Source organism: Amycolatopsis sp. N2S4-7, assembly GCF_058119595.1.
The window spans coordinates 5055581-5070107 of the sequence record NZ_CP172299.1 but is presented as its reverse complement, the minus strand read 5'-3'; the positions used below and the strand labels follow the sequence as shown (position 1 = coordinate 5070107).

Here is a 14527-nt window from a genome sequence, read left to right as displayed (position 1 = left end):
TGTTTTGGCTCCCGCCAGCACCGAGGGAGTCACCGTGCAGGAGCTGAAGCACTACGTCGGCGGCGCGTACGTCGAATCCAAGTCGGGCCGGACGGCGGAGATCGCCGACCCGGTCACCGGGCGCCCCTACTGCACCGCGCCGATCGCCGGACCCGAAGACGTCGACAACGCTTTGCAGGTCGCCGCGACCGCCTTCGAGACCTGGCGCGCGACGACGCCCGCCCAGCGCCAGCTCGCGCTGCTCAAGCTCGCCGACGCCCTGGAAGCCCGCGCCGACGAGGTCGTCCGCGCCGAGTCCGCGAACACCGGGAAGCCGATCGCGCTCACGATGGCCGAAGAGATCCCGATGGTCCTCGACCAGGTGCGGTTCTTCGCCGGGGCCGCCCGGGTGCTCGAAGGCCGGGCCGCGGGCGAGTACCTCGAAGGCCACACGTCGTTCGTGCGCCGCGAGCCCGTCGGCGTCTGCGCGCAGGTCACGCCGTGGAACTACCCGCTGCTCATGGCCATCTGGAAGATCGCGCCCGCGCTTGCCGCCGGCAACACGGTCGTGCTCAAGCCGTCCGACACGACCCCGGCGTCGACGCTGCTGCTCGCCGAGATCGCCGGCGAGTTCCTGCCGCCGGGGGTGTTCAACGTGATCTGCGGCGACCGCGACACCGGCCGCGCCCTGGTGGAGCACGACATCCCGGCGATGGTGTCGATCACCGGCTCGGTCCGGGCCGGGATCGAGGTGGCTCGCAGTGCGGCGAACGACGTCAAGCGCGTCCACCTCGAGCTCGGCGGCAAGGCCCCGGTCATCGTCTTCGGCGACGCCGACCTCGAAGCCGCCGCCGAAGCCATCGCTGTCGCCGGGTACTTCAACGCGGGCCAGGACTGCACCGCCGCCACCCGGGTGCTGGTCGCCGACGAGGTCCACGACACCTTCGTCGCCGCCCTCACCCGGCAGGCCGAGGCCACCAAGACCGGCCGGCCGGACGACGAAGACGTCGCGTACGGCCCGCTCAACAACGCCTCGCAGCTGGAGAAGGTGGCCGGGTTCGTCGATCGGCTGCCCGGCCACGCGACCGTCCACTGTGGAGGACACCGGGCCGGCGACGAGGGCTACTTCTACGAGGCCACCGTCGTCTCCGGCGTCCGCCAGGACGACGAGATCAGCCAGAACGAGATCTTCGGCCCGGTCATCACCGTGCAGCGGATCTCCGGCGAGGCCGAGGCCCTCGCCGCCGCGAACGCCGTGCAGTACGGCCTCGCCTCGTCGGTCTGGACCCGCGACCACCAGCGCGCGATGCGCGTCGCCGCGAAGCTCGACTTCGGCTGCGTCTGGATCAACACCCACATCCCCCTGGTCGCCGAGATGCCGCACGGCGGGTTCAAGAAGTCCGGCTACGGCAAGGACCTCTCGCTGTACGGCCTCGAGGACTACACCCGCGTCAAGCACGTGATGAGCGCACTGTGAGGCTGGCGATGCCCAACCAAGCACCGGCGACGGCGCCGGAGGACACCGCACCGGCCGAACCGGCGGGGCCCGCGATCCGGCTTTCCGGGCTGCGCAAGCACTTCGGCGACGTCCACGCGGTCGACGGCGTCGACCTCGACATCCCGCCCGGCGAGTTCTTCTCCATGCTCGGCCCGTCCGGCTCCGGCAAGACGACGGTGCTGCGCATGATCGCCGGGTTCGAGCTGCCCACCGGGGGCACGATCGAGCTGGACGGCCGGGACGTGAGTCACCTCCCGCCGTTCGAGCGCGACGTCAACACGGTCTTCCAGGACTACGCGCTGTTCCCGCACATGACCGTGCAGCAGAACGTCGAGTACGGCCTGCGCGTCAAGCGCGTCCCGAAGCGGCAACGCCGGGAGCGCGCCCTCGAGGCGCTGAAGACCGTGCGGCTGGAGGACTACGGCTCGCGCAAGCCCGCCCAGCTCTCCGGCGGCCAGCGCCAGCGCGTCGCGCTCGCCCGCGCGCTGGTCAACCGGCCCAAGGTGCTGCTGCTCGACGAACCCCTGGGCGCGCTCGACCTCAAGCTGCGGCAGGCCATGCAGCTGGAGCTCAAGCAGATCCAGCGCGACGTCGGGATCACGTTCGTCTTCGTCACCCACGACCAGGACGAGGCGCTCACCATGAGCGACCGCATCGCGGTGTTCAACGACGGGAAGATCGAGCAGGTCGGGCCGCCGGAAGAGGTCTACGAACGCCCTGCCAGCGCGTTCGTCGCCGGGTTCGTCGGCACGTCGAACCTCCTGGGCGGGCGCGGCGCCGAGAGCGTCATCGGCCGGCCGGGCCTGTACAGCATCCGGCCGGAAAAGATCCGCATCGACGGCGAGCTGTCCGAGCCCGCCGCGGTCGGGTTCACCAGCGCGACCGGCACGGTCACCGACGTCGTCTACGCCGGCGCGACCGTGCGGTACGCCGTCGCGCTCGACGCCGGCGGCCAGCTTTCGGTCGTCCGGCAGAACACGGACTCCGCCGCCTTCGCGGATGGGCGCGTCCGGCTCAGCTGGCGCGACGAACACAGCTTCCAGGTCAGTGATGTCCGGGGCTTCGCCCCGGGGCCGGGGGCTCCGCCACCCGGAGCCCCCGAAAGGCGCCAGTAGTTCTCAGAAGGGTTGCCATGAAGAACAGGAAGACGCGGCTGGCCGGGCTCCTCGGCGCAAGCCTGCTGTTGGCTGCATGTGGCACGTCGGGTTCGAACTCCGCCGCGCCGCCCGGCGCGCAGGGGTTCACCCCGCCGAAGCTGGAAGCGCTCAAGGCGCTCGGCCAGCCGGAGGGCCGGCTGAACGTGCTCGCCTGGCCGGGGTACGCGGAGAACGGCGCCAACGACCCGAAGGTCAACTGGGTCACGCCGTTCGAGCAGCAGACCGGGTGCAAGGTCAACGTCAAGCCGTTCGGCACGTCCGACGAGGCCGTGACGCTGATGAAGACCGGCCAGTACGACGTCGTGTCGGCGTCGGGGGACGCGTCGCTGCGGCTGGTCGCCTCCGGGGACGCCGAGCCGGTGAACACCGCGCTGGTGCCCAACTACGCCGACGTCCAGCCGTTCCTCAAGGACAAGTCGTGGAACAGCGTCGGCGGCGTCGCCTACGGCATCCCGCACGGCTGGGGCGCGAACCTGCTCACCTGGCGCACCGACAAGGTGACGCCGGCGCCGGGTTCGTGGTCGGTGATGTTCGACGCGAACTCGCCGTACAAGGGCAAGGTGATCGCCTACGACTCGCCGATCTACATTGCCGACGCCGCGCTGTACCTGATGGCGCACCAGCCGGACCTGGGCATCAAGAACCCGTACGCCCTCGACGACAAGCAGTTCACCGCGGCGGTGAACCTGCTCAAGCAGCAGCGGCCGCTGGTCGGCGAGTACTGGTCGGACTACCTCAAGGAGTCGCAGGCGCTGAAGAACGGCGACGCCGTCGTCGGGACCGCCTGGCAGGTCACGGTCAACCTGACGAAGGGCGAGGGCGCGCCGCTCGAGTCCGCCGTGCCGAGCGAGGGCGCGACCGGGTGGTCCGACACGTGGATGGTCGCGGCGAAGTCACCGCACAAGACGTGCGCGTACAAGTGGCTCGACTACATCGTCAGCCCGAAGGTCAACGCCCAGGTCGCCGAGTACTTCGGCGAGGCGCCGGCGAACACGAAGGCGTGCGCGGAGATGACGGACAAGACGCTCTGCGACTCCTACCACGCCAACGACGCGGCGTACGCGGCGAAGATCGCCTACTGGACCACGCCGATCGCGCAGTGCCTCGACGGCCGCACGGACGTCAAGTGCAAGGACTACGGCGAGTGGACCCGCGCCTGGACCGAGATCAAGGGCTGACATGACCGCGGTCTCGGCCTTCTTCTACCGGAAGCCCAAGCTGCGCTTGGGCTTCCTCCTCTCGGCCCCGCTGCTCTGGCTCGGCCTGGCCTACCTGGGCGCGCTCGCCGCGCTGTTCGTCACGGCGTTCTGGCACACCGACGCGTTCACCGGCCAGGTCGTCGTCGAGTGGTCGCTGGACAACTTCAAGACGTTGTTCAGCGACGCGGTCTACCGCACGATCACCTTCCGCACGGTCGGGATCGCGGCGCTGGTGACGGTGATCGACGCCGTCATCGCGTTCCCGATGGCGTTCGCGATGGCCAAGCTGGCTTCCCCGCGGGCCCAGCGGATCCTGGTGATCGCCGTGATGACGCCGCTGTGGGCGAGCTACCTCGTGAAGGCTTACGCGTGGCGGTCGATGCTGTCCGGCAACGGCGCCCTGAACCGGCTTTCCCCCGGTTACGGCGTCACGGCGACGATCATCACGCTGTCCTACTTGTGGCTGCCGTACATGATCCTGCCGATCTACGCGGGCCTCGACCGGCTGCCGGACTCCCTGGTGGACGCTTCGGGCGACCTCGGCGCCCGGTCGTTCCGGACGTTCCGCTCGGTGATCCTGCCGCTGACGTTCCCGGCGATCGTGGCCGGTTCGATCTTCACGTTCTCGCTGTCCCTGGGCGACTACATCGCCGTGAAGATCGTCGGCGGCACGTCGCAGATGCTCGGCAACGTCGTCTACGACAACATCGGCGCCGCCAACAACCTGCCGTTCGCGGCGACGGTGGCGACCGTGCCCGTGGTGATCATGCTGGTCTACCTGGCCGCGGTGCGCCGCACCGGCGCGCTGGACAACCTCTAGGGAGCCTCCTCGTGCGGACGTCTCGGGTGCTGCTGTGGACGGCGCTGGGCCTCGGTCTCGCGGTGATCTACTTCCCGCTGGTGGTGGTGCTGCTCAACTCGTTCAACGCGGACACGACGTTCGGCTGGCCGCCGTCGCGGTTCACCTTGGAGTGGTGGAGCCGTGCGGCGTCGAACGAAGGGGCGTTGAACGCGCTCTGGACGAGCGTGCGGGCGGGCTTGGCGGCGACGGCGATCGCGCTGGTGCTCGGCACGATGGCGGCGTTCGCGTTGCAGCGCTACCGGTTCTTCGGGCGCAACCCGGTGTCGCTGCTGATCATCCTGCCGATCGCGCTGCCCGGGATCGTCACGGGCATCGCGCTGAACAACGCGTTCCGGACGATCCTGGGCATCGACCTCGGCCTCCTGACGGCGATCATCGCGCACGCGACGTTCTGCATCGTGGTGGTGTTCAACAACGTCGTCGCGCGGCTGCGCCGGATGGGCGGAAACCTGGAGGAGGCGTCGATGGACCTCGGCGCGACGGGCTTCACGACGTTCCGGCTGGTGACGTTCCCGATGCTGCGCTCGGCGCTGCTGGCCGGCGGGCTGCTGGCGTTCGCGCTGTCGTTCGACGAGATCATCGTGACGACGTTCACCCTGGGCACGGGCATGGAGACGCTGCCGATCTGGATCTACAACAACCTGTTCCGGCCCAACCAGGCGCCGATCGTCAACGTGGTGGCGGCGGTGCTGATCGTGCTGTCGACGGTCCCGGTGTACCTGGCCCAGCGCCTGTCCGGCGACACGGCTTCGGGCGGCCGCCTCTAGTGCGCCGAGCGGACCGTGCCGCCGTCGACGCGGATCGTCGCGCCGCTCACGTAGTCCGCCGCCGGGCTCACCAGGTACCCCACCGCCGCCGCGATCTCCTCCGGGCGGCCGAAGCGCCCGACGTCGTTGGGCACGAAGTCACGGGCGGCGTTGCGCTCGATGTCCGCCCACTCGGTTCCCCAGCCGTGCTCGGGAGCGATCGAGGTGAGCAGCTCGCGGACGGCGTCGACCAGGATCGCGCCGGGGGCGACCACGTTCGACGTCACGCCCGTGCCGGCGAGGTCGCGGGCCAGCGAGACCGCGAGGTTGTGCCGCGCGGCGAGCGTCGCGGTGTAGTGCGGCAGCTCCGCCGTCGGCTGGATCGCCAGGCCGCCGCCGATCTGGATCACCCGGCCCCAGCCCCGCGCGCGCATCCCCGGTACGAGCCGGTGGATCATCCGGACCGCCGAGACGACGTTCGCCTGGTAGCTCGACGTCCAGGCCTCCGGCGTCGCTTCGCGCCACGACAGGTGGTCGTACGAGCCCGCGTTGTTCACCAGGACGTCGACATCGCCGGCCGCGGCAACCACGGCGTCCGCGCCCGCGTCGGTCGACAAATCGCCGATCGCGACCCCGGCCGCGCCGATCGCCGCCGCCACCTTCTCCGTCCGGGCCGCGTCCCGGCCGTGGACGACCACCGCCGCGCCTTCCGCCGCCAGCAACCGTGCGATCGCCTCGCCGAGGCCGGCGCTGGAGCCGGTGACCAGGGCCCGCTTACCGGTCAATCGAAGATCCATCGAAGACTCTCCCGATGTCTACAGTCGTATACTTACGACCTGAAGTCTACACTCGTAGACATGAGGACCCGCAATGCCGCCGCGACCCGCGAAGCGATCCTGGAGTCCGCGCTCGAGGCGTTCACCCGAGCCGGGTACGACGGCGTCGGCGTGCGCGAGATCGCCCAGGCCGCCGGCGTCACGGCGATGCTCGTGAACCGCTACTTCGGCTCGAAGGAAGGGCTGTTCGCCGAGGTCGTCGACGCGGCGATGGCCGAGCGCACGGTGCTCACGCGCGACTCGGCGACCCTCGCCGCCGACGTCGCCGCGGCGCTGGTGGACCGGACCGCCCCGGGCGCCGAACGGCTCGACCCGTTCCTGCTGGTGCTGCGTTCGGCGGCCAACCCGCGCGCCGCCGAGCTCCTGCGCGCCGGCATCGAGCGGCACGTCGAGAAGCACCTGACCGATGTGCTGCCCGGCCGGGCGGGCACCGAGGGACCGGCGCTGGTCCTGTCGGTGATCGCCGGGTTCTGGCTGATGCGCACGCTCATCGGCAGCACCGAGCTGGCTCGCGCCGACGAAGGAGTGTTGCGGCGCAAGCTCGAGAAGGTGTTCGCGGTCCTACTCGCGGAATGAGTCCGTCGCCGCGCGCAACGCGGCCAGCACGCCCGGATCGGTCACCGCGTGCCCGGCGCCTTCCAGCAGCTTCAGCTCCGACCCCGGCCAGGCCCGGTGCAGCTCGTACGCCGTGACGGGCGGGCAGACCGCGTCGTACCGGCCCTGGACGATCACGCCCGGGATGCCCGCGAGCTTGCCCGCGTCGCGGATCAGCTGGCCGTCGTCGAGCCAGGCGCCGTGGCCGAAGTAGTGGACCGCGAGCCGCGCGAAGGTGAGGGCGAACGCCGGTTCGGCGTACTGGCGGACGAACGACTCCTGTGGCTGCACCGAAACCGTCGCGCCTTCCCACGTGCTCCACGCGACCGCCGCGCGGTTGCGGACCTCTTCGGAAGGGTTGTCGAGCAACGTGGCGTACGCCGCCAGGGGGTCGGCCCGCAGGGAAACCGGGATCGGGGCGAGGAAAGCCTCCCACTCGCGCGGGAACAGGTTGGCCGCGCCACCGCGGTAGATCCAGTCCAGTTCGCTCTGCCGGACGGTGAACACGCCCCGCAGGATGATCTCGCTGACCCGGGACGGGTGCGTCTCGGCGTAGGCGAGGGCCAGCGTCGCGCCCCACGACCCGCCGAAGAGCTGCCAGCGCTCGATGCCGAGCCGCTGGCGCAGGGCCTCCATGTCGGCGACCAGGTGCCACAGCGTGTTGGCCGTGAGGTCCTCGGCGCCCGGCGTCGACTGCCCGGACCCGCGCTGGTCGAACAGGACGATCCGGTACGCCGCGGGGTCGAAGTGCCGCCGCGCCATCGGCGCGATGCCGCTGCCGGGACCGCCGTGCAGCACCACGACCGGCTTCCCCTCGGGGTTGCCGGCCTCCTGGCACCGGATCCGGTGCCCGTCGCCGACGTCGAGGAATCCTTCGGCCCGCGGGGGAATCGGCGGGTAGAGCTCGTCCATGCCCGACACTCTGCCGGATCGGTCCCGGCCGCCGTGGTCCTGGCCGCCGTTCCGGCACCCGCCGCCAGGGCCGGAACGGCGGCCAAGAAAGGTGGGAGCCCGCCCCCGCCGCCGGGCTGAGCGGGCTCCCGGTCCGTGACGCGTCAGCGGCCGCCGGCCGCGTTCGCGCAGTCCTCCGGTGTGAAGGGGAAGGCCCGGATCCGGGTGCCCCGGACGCCGCTGCCGCCGGGGTGGTCACGACAGCAGGCAACCCGCTCACGCATTCCGTCCTCCTCGTCGAGGGTTCGAAGCTTCGTCGTGGCGGCGACGGGCTAAACGCTAAGCCACGATCCGAACACCAGTCAAGAACATGATTGATGTTCATGGATGTGAACGTCCGCTGTGAGGACGCTGAGCGCGCTCGTCCCCCTTGCCCGTGGCTAACGAATGAGCCGGTAGCTTCCGTGTCGGGTATGCGACGGTGTTTTCGAAAAGGGGTACGGAATGTCCACGGTGACCTATTTCGAGGCGATTGTCGTCGGCGCCTTGCAAGGGGTGTCGGAATTGTTTCCGGTGTCCAGTCTCGGCCACAGCATCCTGCTGCCCGCCTGGCTCGGCGGGCAGTGGCAGCAGGACCTGAGCATCGGCAAGGGTTCGCCGTCCCTCGCGGTGCTCGTCGCGATGCACGTCGCCACCGCGCTCGCGCTCGTGCTGTTCTTCCGGAAGGACTGGGCGCGGATCATCGGCGGGCTCTGGACGTCGATCCGCCACCGCGAGGTCCGCACCCCCGACCAGCGGCTCGCCTGGCTGCTGGTGCTCGCCACCATCCCGGTCGGGCTGGCCGGCCTGCTCTTCGAAAGCCTGCTGCGCGACTACCTCGGCAAGCCGGTGCCCGCGGCGATCTTCCTCGCGCTCAACGGCGGAGTCCTTTACGCGGCGGAGAAATTTTCCCGGCGGAAGCCGGACCAGGAACCGGACACTGTGGACTTTTCCGCCGAGGACACGCTGGTCATGCGCGCGGTCACCGTCGAGGAGGCGACCGACGTCCGGCTGGCGAAGCTGCGCGTCGGCGAGGCGGTGCTCATCGGCGCCGCGCAGATCCTCGCGCTGCTGCCGGGCATCAGCCGGTCGGGCATCACGATGGTCGCCGGGCTGCGCCGCGGGCTGGGGCACGAGGACGCCGCGCGGTTCGCGTTCCTGCTCGCCACGCCGGTGATCCTCGCCGCGGGCGTGCTCAAGCTGCCGACGCTGTTCGCCCCGGAAAACCACGCATCGCTCGGCCCGGCGTTGGTCGGGAGCCTGATCGCCGGGGTCGCTTCGTACATTTCCGTCCGATTCCTCACCGGCTACTTCGAAACGCGCACTCTGACCCCGTTCGCCGTTTACTGCGTGGTCGCCGGAATCGGCAGCCTGATCTTCTTCGCGGTCTGACGTGGTGCTGACGGCCGACGTCCCGGCGATCCTGGTCGTGCTCGTCCTCGGCGTGCTCTACGTCCGCGCGGCGCGCGGGCGGGACTGGCCGCCGGGCCGCACGACGGCCTTCCTCGCCGGCCTCGCGACGATCCTGCTCGTCACCTGCTCGCCGCTGGCCGTCTACGACACGACGTTCTTCTGGGTCCGGGCGGTCCAGACGATCACGCTGCTGATGATCACCCCGCTGCTCCTCGCCATGGGCTCGCCCGTCCGGCTGCTGCTCGACACCGTCCCGGCCCGGTGGGCGCGGCGGCACGGCCGCGGCCCGCTGGCCCGCGCGCTGACGTTCCCGCCGGTCGTCACGCTGGCGCTGGTCGTGCCGGTGCTGGTGCTCTACCTGACCCCGCTCTACGACCTCGTGCTGCGGTCGCCGTTCGCCGACGGCCTGGTCCGGGTGGTGCTCGTGCTGGCCGGCTTCACGTACTTCTGGACCCGGCTCGGCCTCGACCCGACCCCGCGGCGCGACCCGCACCTGGTGTCGGTGTGGATCGCGTTCACGGAGGTCGTCTTCGACGGCGCGCTCGGCCTGGTCCTGTGGCTGGGCCCGCTGCTCGCGCCCGCGCACTACGCGGCCGCACACCCGGGCCGGGGACCCGACCCCCGCACCGACCAGATCATCGGCGCCGGCGTGCTGTGGATCGGCGGGGACGTCGCCGGGCTGCCCTTCATCGCCGCCCTGTTCGTCCGCTGGGCCCGCGACGACGAGCGGCGCGCGAAGCAGCTCGACGTCCAACTGGACGCGGAAGCCGCTTCGGCGCCGCCCGGTCTGTGGTGGGAGCAGGACCCGGCGCTCGCGGAGCGGTTCAAGCGCCGGTGAGCCGCCTAGTCGTGGAAAGCGTGTTCCGGCGCCGGGAACTCCCCGCGCCGGACGTCCTCCGCGAACGCCGTCGCCGCGTCCTGCAGGACCGTCGCGACGTCGGCGTAGCGCTTGACGAACCGCGGCGCCTTGCCGCGCCGCAGCCCGGCCATGTCCTGCCAGACGAGCACCTGCGCGTCGCAGTCGGGCCCGGCGCCGATGCCGACCGTCGGGATCTTCAGCTCCGCCGTGACGCGCTTCGCGGCTTCGGCGGGCACCATCTCCATCACCACCGCGAACGCCCCGGCCTCCTGCAGCGCCAGCGCGTCGGCGAGCAGCACGTCCGCCGCTTCGCCGCGCCCCTGCACCCGGTAGCCGCCGAGGTTGTGTTCACTCTGCGGGGTGAACCCGATGTGACCCATCACCGGCACGCCCGCCGACGTCAGCGCCTCGACGTGCGCGGCGAACCGCCGCCCGCCTTCGAGCTTCACAGCGTGCGCGCGGCCCTCCTTCATGAACCGCACCGACGTCTCCAGCGCCTGCTGCGGCGAGAGCTGGTAGGAGCCGAAGGGCAGGTCGGCGACCACCAGGGCCCGCTTGACCGACCGGGTGACCGCCCGGACCAGCGGCAGCAGCTCGTCGACCGTCACCGGCAGCGAGGTGTCGTAGCCGAAGACGTTGTTGGCCGCGGAGTCGCCGACGAGCAGCACGGGGATCCCGGCCTCGTCGAACAGCGCGGCGGTGTACATGTCGTACGCGGTGAGCATGGGCCACGGTTCGCCGCGTTCCTTGAGCTCGCGCAGGTGGTGGACGCGGACCTTCCGGCCCGAAGCCGGCTTGGGCGCGGATCCGGTGCCGTAGGGGGCTGTTTCTTCAGGCCCGTTCGCGGTGGCAGCAGACATCGTCGTCGACCGTCCTTCCCTCGAGGCCTCGGTGAGGTCCCCGGGTCGTGGAGCAGGGGCGTCTCAAAGCGTGACACGCTCCCGGAGGAGCCCCAACCTCGTGCGACCAGCTTCACACCCTCGAGGACGAGGGGTCGTCAGCCTTCAGGTTGATGCCCGGGGACAACCAACCTGTGTTCACTGACGTCAAGAAGAGGCATGACCACCGACCGGCCGCGAAAGGCGACGAGAACAACGATGGGAAACCTCGCGAGCACGCGTGCGCGCGTTCCCGCCTGGAAGGCGAAGGCGGGCGGCATCGTCGCGACCGTCGTCCAGCTGGCCGCCGTGTTCTCGGTGCTCCTGCTGTTCACGAACGGCGCGCACGGGCGCTTCCTCAACGGCATCGACATGGCCTTCTCCAGCCTGAGCGTGCCGACCAGCGCGAGCCTGGTCATGGTGCTGCTCCTGGTGGTGCTGGGCGGCGCGCTGCGCCGCCGCAAGAAGGCGGCGCTGTACACGCTGGTGCTGTTCCAGGTCGGCGGCCTGCTGCTCACCCTGGCCCTCCAGGCGACCCTGCTGTGGTCGCCCGAGCTGCTGTCGCTCGGGTCGAAGCAGGTGCGGCACATCCCCGTCCAGCTGTGGGCCCTCACCGTGGCCGACGTGCTGTCGATCGGGCTGATCGTGTTCCTGCTCGTGCTGCGCCCGGCCTTCCCGGCCCGGCTCGCGCCGAGCGCCTGGCGCGACGGCCTGACCATGCTGTTCGGCGGGTTCGCCCTGGTCATCTTGGTCGGCTGGGGGCTGGCGGAGGCGTTCCCCGGGCACCTCGGCGACACCTGGGAGCGCTTCGCCTGGGTCGTCAACCACGCGACGGGTGAGAACCTGGCGCTGCGCCGGATCGGCGTCGGCGAGGGGCCGGGCTGGCTGGACGTCCTCATCGACCTCAGCGCCACCGCGGTCGTCACGGCGTCGCTGTACATGCTCTTCCGCGGCGTGCGCAGCCGCCGTCTGCGGACGGACGGCGAAGAGCTTCGCGTGCGCGAGCTGCTCGCCCAGTACGGCGAGGACGACTCCCTCGGCTACTTCGCCACCCGGCGCGACAAGAGCGTCGTCTTCTCGCCGAACGGCCGCGCGGCGGTGACCTACCGCGTCCTCGGCGGCACGAGCGTCGCCAGCGCCGACCCGGTCGGCGACCCCGAGGCGTGGCCGGACGCGGTCCGCGCGTGGCTCGACGAGACGCGCACCTACGGCTGGACCCCCGGCGTGCTCGGGGCGAGCGAACGCGGCGCGAAGGCGTACACCGATGCCGGCCTGCGCGCGCTGGAAATCGGGGACGAGGCGGTGCTCGACGTCCGTGAGTTCAGCCTCGCCGGGCCCGAGCGGCGTTCGGTGCGCCAGGCTGTCAAGCGGATCGAGCGCGCCGGCTACACCTCGCGGGTCCGCCGGCACGGCGAGATCCCCGACGACGAGATGACCGAGCTGCTCGCCCGGGCGCAGGCCTGGCGCGGCGCGGAGACCGAACGCGGGTTCTCGATGGCGCTGGGCAGGCTCGGCGACCCGAGCGACGGCCGCAGCGTGATGGTCGAGGCCTACGACGCCCGCGGCGAGCTGCGCGGGCTGCTGTCGTTCGTCCCGTGGGGGCGGCGCGGGCTTTCGCTGGACCTCATGCGCCGCGACCGCGACGCCGAGAACGGCCTCAACGAGTACATGATCGCCGAGGTTGTCGCGGCCGCGCAGCACCTCGGCGCGCAGCGGATCTCGCTCAACTTCGCGATGTTCCGCGCGGTGTTCTCCGAGGGCGAGCGGATCGGGGCGGGCCCGGTGCTGCGGGCCTGGCGCGGGATCCTGAGCGTCGCGTCGAGGTTCTTCCAGCTGGAGTCGCTGTACCGGTCCAACGCCAAGTACGGGCCGGAGTGGGAGCCGCGGTTCCTCTGCTACAAGTCGGCGCGCCGGCTGCCGCGCGTCGGCATCGTCGCGGGGGCGCTCGAAGGGTTCGTCCCGACGGGCCGGTCGCGGTCGCTGCGGCTGGAGACGGTCAGCGAGGGCTTCGTCGCGCGCGTCAAGGAGATCGAAGACACGGCGGCGGTCCCGGCGGCGAAGGCGGTGCGGCGGCCCGAGCAGGTCCGCGTCCGCATCGCGAAGCTCGACAAGCTGCGCGAAGCCGGCATCGACCCGTACCCGGTCGGGTTCCGCCGCGACGACCACATCGGCGACGTCGTCCGGAAGTTCGGCGGCCTCGCCCCGGACACCGCCACCGGGCACCGGGTGCGGATCGCCGGGCGCGTGCTGGCCATGCGCGTCCTCGGCGGGCTCTGCTTCGCGCGCGTCAAGGACTTCAGCGGCGAGATCCAGCTGATGCTCGAAGCCGGCGAGCTGGACCTCACCCGCTGGCGGACCGGCGTCGACCTCGGCGACCACGTCGGGGTCAGCGGCCAGGTCGTGACGTCGAAGCGGGGCGAGCTCTCGGTGCTCGTCGACGAGTGGACGGTCACCGCGAAGTGCCTGCACCCGTTGCCGGACAAGCGGAAGGGCCTCACCGACCCGGAGACGCGGGTGCGGCAGCGCTACCTCGACCTCGCCGTCAACCCGGACTCGGCCAACATGCTCCGGCTGCGGTCCACAGTGGTCCGCGCGGTGCGCGACCGGCTGCACCACGCCGACTACCTCGAAGTCGAGACGCCGATGCTGCAGACGGTGCACGGCGGCGCCAACGCCCGCCCGTTCGTCACGCACATCAACGCCTACGACATGCGGATGTACCTGCGGATCGCGCCCGAGCTGTACCTCAAGCGGCTGTGCGTCGCCGGCGTCGAGCGCGTCTTCGAGCTCAACCGCAACTTCCGCAACGAAGGCGTCGACGCGACCCACAACCCCGAGTTCACGATGCTCGAGGCGTACCAGGCGTACGCGGACTACGACACGATGAGGACGCTGACGCGCGAGCTCGTCCAGCACGCGGCCGAAGCGGCGTACGGCGCCCAGGTCGTCCGAAGGCCGGACGCCGACGGGAAGCTCGTCGAGTACGACATCTCCGGGGACTGGCCGGTGGTCCCGGTGCACGAAGCCGTTTCGGCGGTGTTCGGGGAGCAGGTCGACTCGGGCACCTCGGTGGCCGAGCTTCGCCGGCTTTGCTTCGCCGCGGGCGTGCCGGTGGGGGAGGACCCGAGCCACGGCGACCTCGTCCTCAAGGCGTTCGAGCACCTCGTCGAGGGCGCGACCGTGCTGCCGACGTTCTACACGGACTACCCGACCGACGTCTCGCCGCTGACCCGGCAGCACCGCTCCGACCCGCGGCTCGCCGAGCGCTGGGACCTCATCGCGTTCGGCTCCGAGGTCGGCACGGCCTACACCGAGCTGACCGACCCGATCGAGCAGCGGCGGCGCCTGGAGGCGCAGTCCCTGCGTGCGGCCAGCGGCGACGTCGAGGCGATGGAGCTGGACGAGGACTTCCTGCTCGCCCTGGAGCACGGCATGCCGCCCACCGGCGGGCTCGGCCTGGGCGTCGACCGGCTGCTGATGATGCTCACCGGTGCGTCCATCCGCCAGACGGTCCTTTTCCCCTTCGTCCGTCCGCAGGCATAACGACTCGGTCGACCCGGTCACGGCGACACGGCC

12 protein-coding genes are annotated in these 14527 nt (G+C 71.0%); 9 read left to right on the top strand and 3 right to left on the bottom strand.

Going from position 1 to position 14527, the window contains the following annotated elements; translation table 11 throughout:
- Positions 1-34: 34 nt before the first annotated feature.
- Genes ACH54P_RS23465 through ACH54P_RS23445 form a run of 5 tightly spaced genes read left to right on the top strand, consistent with a single transcriptional unit; the run spans position 35 to position 5462 of the window.
- Positions 35-1456 (top strand): gamma-aminobutyraldehyde dehydrogenase, encoded by a 1422-nt coding sequence (locus ACH54P_RS23465; protein WP_489916123.1) that lies wholly within the window; start codon positions 35-37, stop codon positions 1454-1456.
- Positions 1457-1464: 8 nt separating this feature from the next.
- On the top strand, positions 1465-2592 hold the full coding sequence (locus ACH54P_RS23460; RefSeq protein WP_489916121.1) for an ABC transporter ATP-binding protein: 1128 nt from the start codon (positions 1465-1467) through the stop codon (positions 2590-2592).
- 17 nt (positions 2593-2609) lie between these two features.
- Entirely contained in the window at positions 2610-3812 is a 1203-nt protein-coding gene (locus ACH54P_RS23455; protein WP_489916119.1) for an ABC transporter substrate-binding protein, read from the top strand.
- A gap of 1 nt (position 3813) precedes the next feature.
- On the top strand, positions 3814-4653 hold the full coding sequence (locus ACH54P_RS23450; RefSeq protein WP_489916117.1) for an ABC transporter permease: 840 nt from the start codon (positions 3814-3816) through the stop codon (positions 4651-4653).
- Positions 4654-4664: 11 nt separating this feature from the next.
- Positions 4665-5462 carry an ABC transporter permease gene (locus ACH54P_RS23445; RefSeq protein ID WP_489916115.1) on the top strand — a complete coding sequence of 266 codons (798 nt, stop codon included), beginning with the start codon at positions 4665-4667 and terminating at the stop codon, positions 5460-5462.
- Here ACH54P_RS23445 and ACH54P_RS23440 read toward each other — a convergent pair.
- Positions 5459-6226, bottom strand: coding sequence for an SDR family NAD(P)-dependent oxidoreductase (locus ACH54P_RS23440; RefSeq protein ID WP_489916113.1), 768 nt, complete (start codon positions 6224-6226; stop codon positions 5459-5461). The genes ACH54P_RS23445 and ACH54P_RS23440 overlap by 4 nt on opposite strands.
- A 72-nt stretch (positions 6227-6298) precedes the next feature.
- Here ACH54P_RS23440 and ACH54P_RS23435 point away from each other — a divergent pair, with 72 nt between their 5' ends.
- Complete coding sequence (locus tag ACH54P_RS23435) at positions 6299-6853, top strand: TetR/AcrR family transcriptional regulator (protein ID WP_489916111.1); 555 nt, start codon at positions 6299-6301, stop codon at positions 6851-6853.
- Here the strand turns inward: ACH54P_RS23435 and pip are convergent.
- A complete protein-coding gene (pip, locus tag ACH54P_RS23430) occupies positions 6839-7783 on the bottom strand; it encodes a prolyl aminopeptidase (protein WP_489916109.1) in 945 nt (314 codons plus the stop codon). The two genes, ACH54P_RS23435 and pip, sit on opposite strands and share 15 nt — an antisense overlap.
- A gap of 483 nt (positions 7784-8266) precedes the next feature.
- Between pip and ACH54P_RS23425 the strand changes: the two genes are divergently transcribed.
- Both ACH54P_RS23425 and ACH54P_RS23420 read left to right on the top strand, forming a co-directional pair.
- Complete coding sequence (locus tag ACH54P_RS23425; RefSeq protein ID WP_489916107.1) at positions 8267-9193, top strand: undecaprenyl-diphosphate phosphatase; 927 nt, start codon at positions 8267-8269, stop codon at positions 9191-9193.
- Between the two features lies 1 nt (position 9194).
- Positions 9195-10052 (top strand): cytochrome c oxidase assembly protein, encoded by an 858-nt coding sequence (locus ACH54P_RS23420; protein ID WP_489916105.1) that lies wholly within the window; start codon positions 9195-9197, stop codon positions 10050-10052.
- 5 nt (positions 10053-10057) lie between these two features.
- Here the strand turns inward: ACH54P_RS23420 and panB are convergent, their stop codons facing one another.
- On the bottom strand, positions 10058-10933 hold the full coding sequence (gene panB / locus ACH54P_RS23415; RefSeq protein ID WP_489916103.1) for a 3-methyl-2-oxobutanoate hydroxymethyltransferase: 876 nt from the start codon (positions 10931-10933) through the stop codon (positions 10058-10060).
- A 237-nt stretch (positions 10934-11170) separates the two neighbouring features.
- Between panB and lysX the strand changes: the two genes are divergently transcribed.
- Positions 11171-14494 carry a bifunctional lysylphosphatidylglycerol synthetase/lysine--tRNA ligase LysX gene (gene lysX, locus ACH54P_RS23410; protein ID WP_489916101.1) on the top strand — a complete coding sequence of 1108 codons (3324 nt, stop codon included), beginning with the start codon at positions 11171-11173 and terminating at the stop codon, positions 14492-14494.
- Positions 14495-14527: the final 33 nt, after the last annotated feature.

What these genes read in the sequence shown, in the direction of transcription:
- ACH54P_RS23435 (WP_489916111.1), top strand. Translation starts at nt 6,299, where the DNA reads ATGAGGACCCGCAATGCCGCCGCGACCCGCGAAGCGATCCTGGAGTCC.
- ACH54P_RS23455 (WP_489916119.1), top strand. Translation starts at nt 2,610, where the DNA reads ATGAAGAACAGGAAGACGCGGCTGGCCGGGCTCCTCGGCGCAAGCCTG.
- ACH54P_RS23460 (WP_489916121.1), top strand. Translation starts at nt 1,465, where the DNA reads ATGCCCAACCAAGCACCGGCGACGGCGCCGGAGGACACCGCACCGGCC.
- lysX (WP_489916101.1), top strand. Translation starts at nt 11,171, where the DNA reads ATGGGAAACCTCGCGAGCACGCGTGCGCGCGTTCCCGCCTGGAAGGCG.
- panB (WP_489916103.1), bottom strand. Translation starts at nt 10,933, where the DNA reads ATGTCTGCTGCCACCGCGAACGGGCCTGAAGAAACAGCCCCCTACGGC.
- ACH54P_RS23450 (WP_489916117.1), top strand. Translation starts at nt 3,814, where the DNA reads ATGACCGCGGTCTCGGCCTTCTTCTACCGGAAGCCCAAGCTGCGCTTG.
- ACH54P_RS23425 (WP_489916107.1), top strand. Translation starts at nt 8,267, where the DNA reads ATGTCCACGGTGACCTATTTCGAGGCGATTGTCGTCGGCGCCTTGCAA.
- pip (WP_489916109.1), bottom strand. Translation starts at nt 7,783, where the DNA reads ATGGACGAGCTCTACCCGCCGATTCCCCCGCGGGCCGAAGGATTCCTC.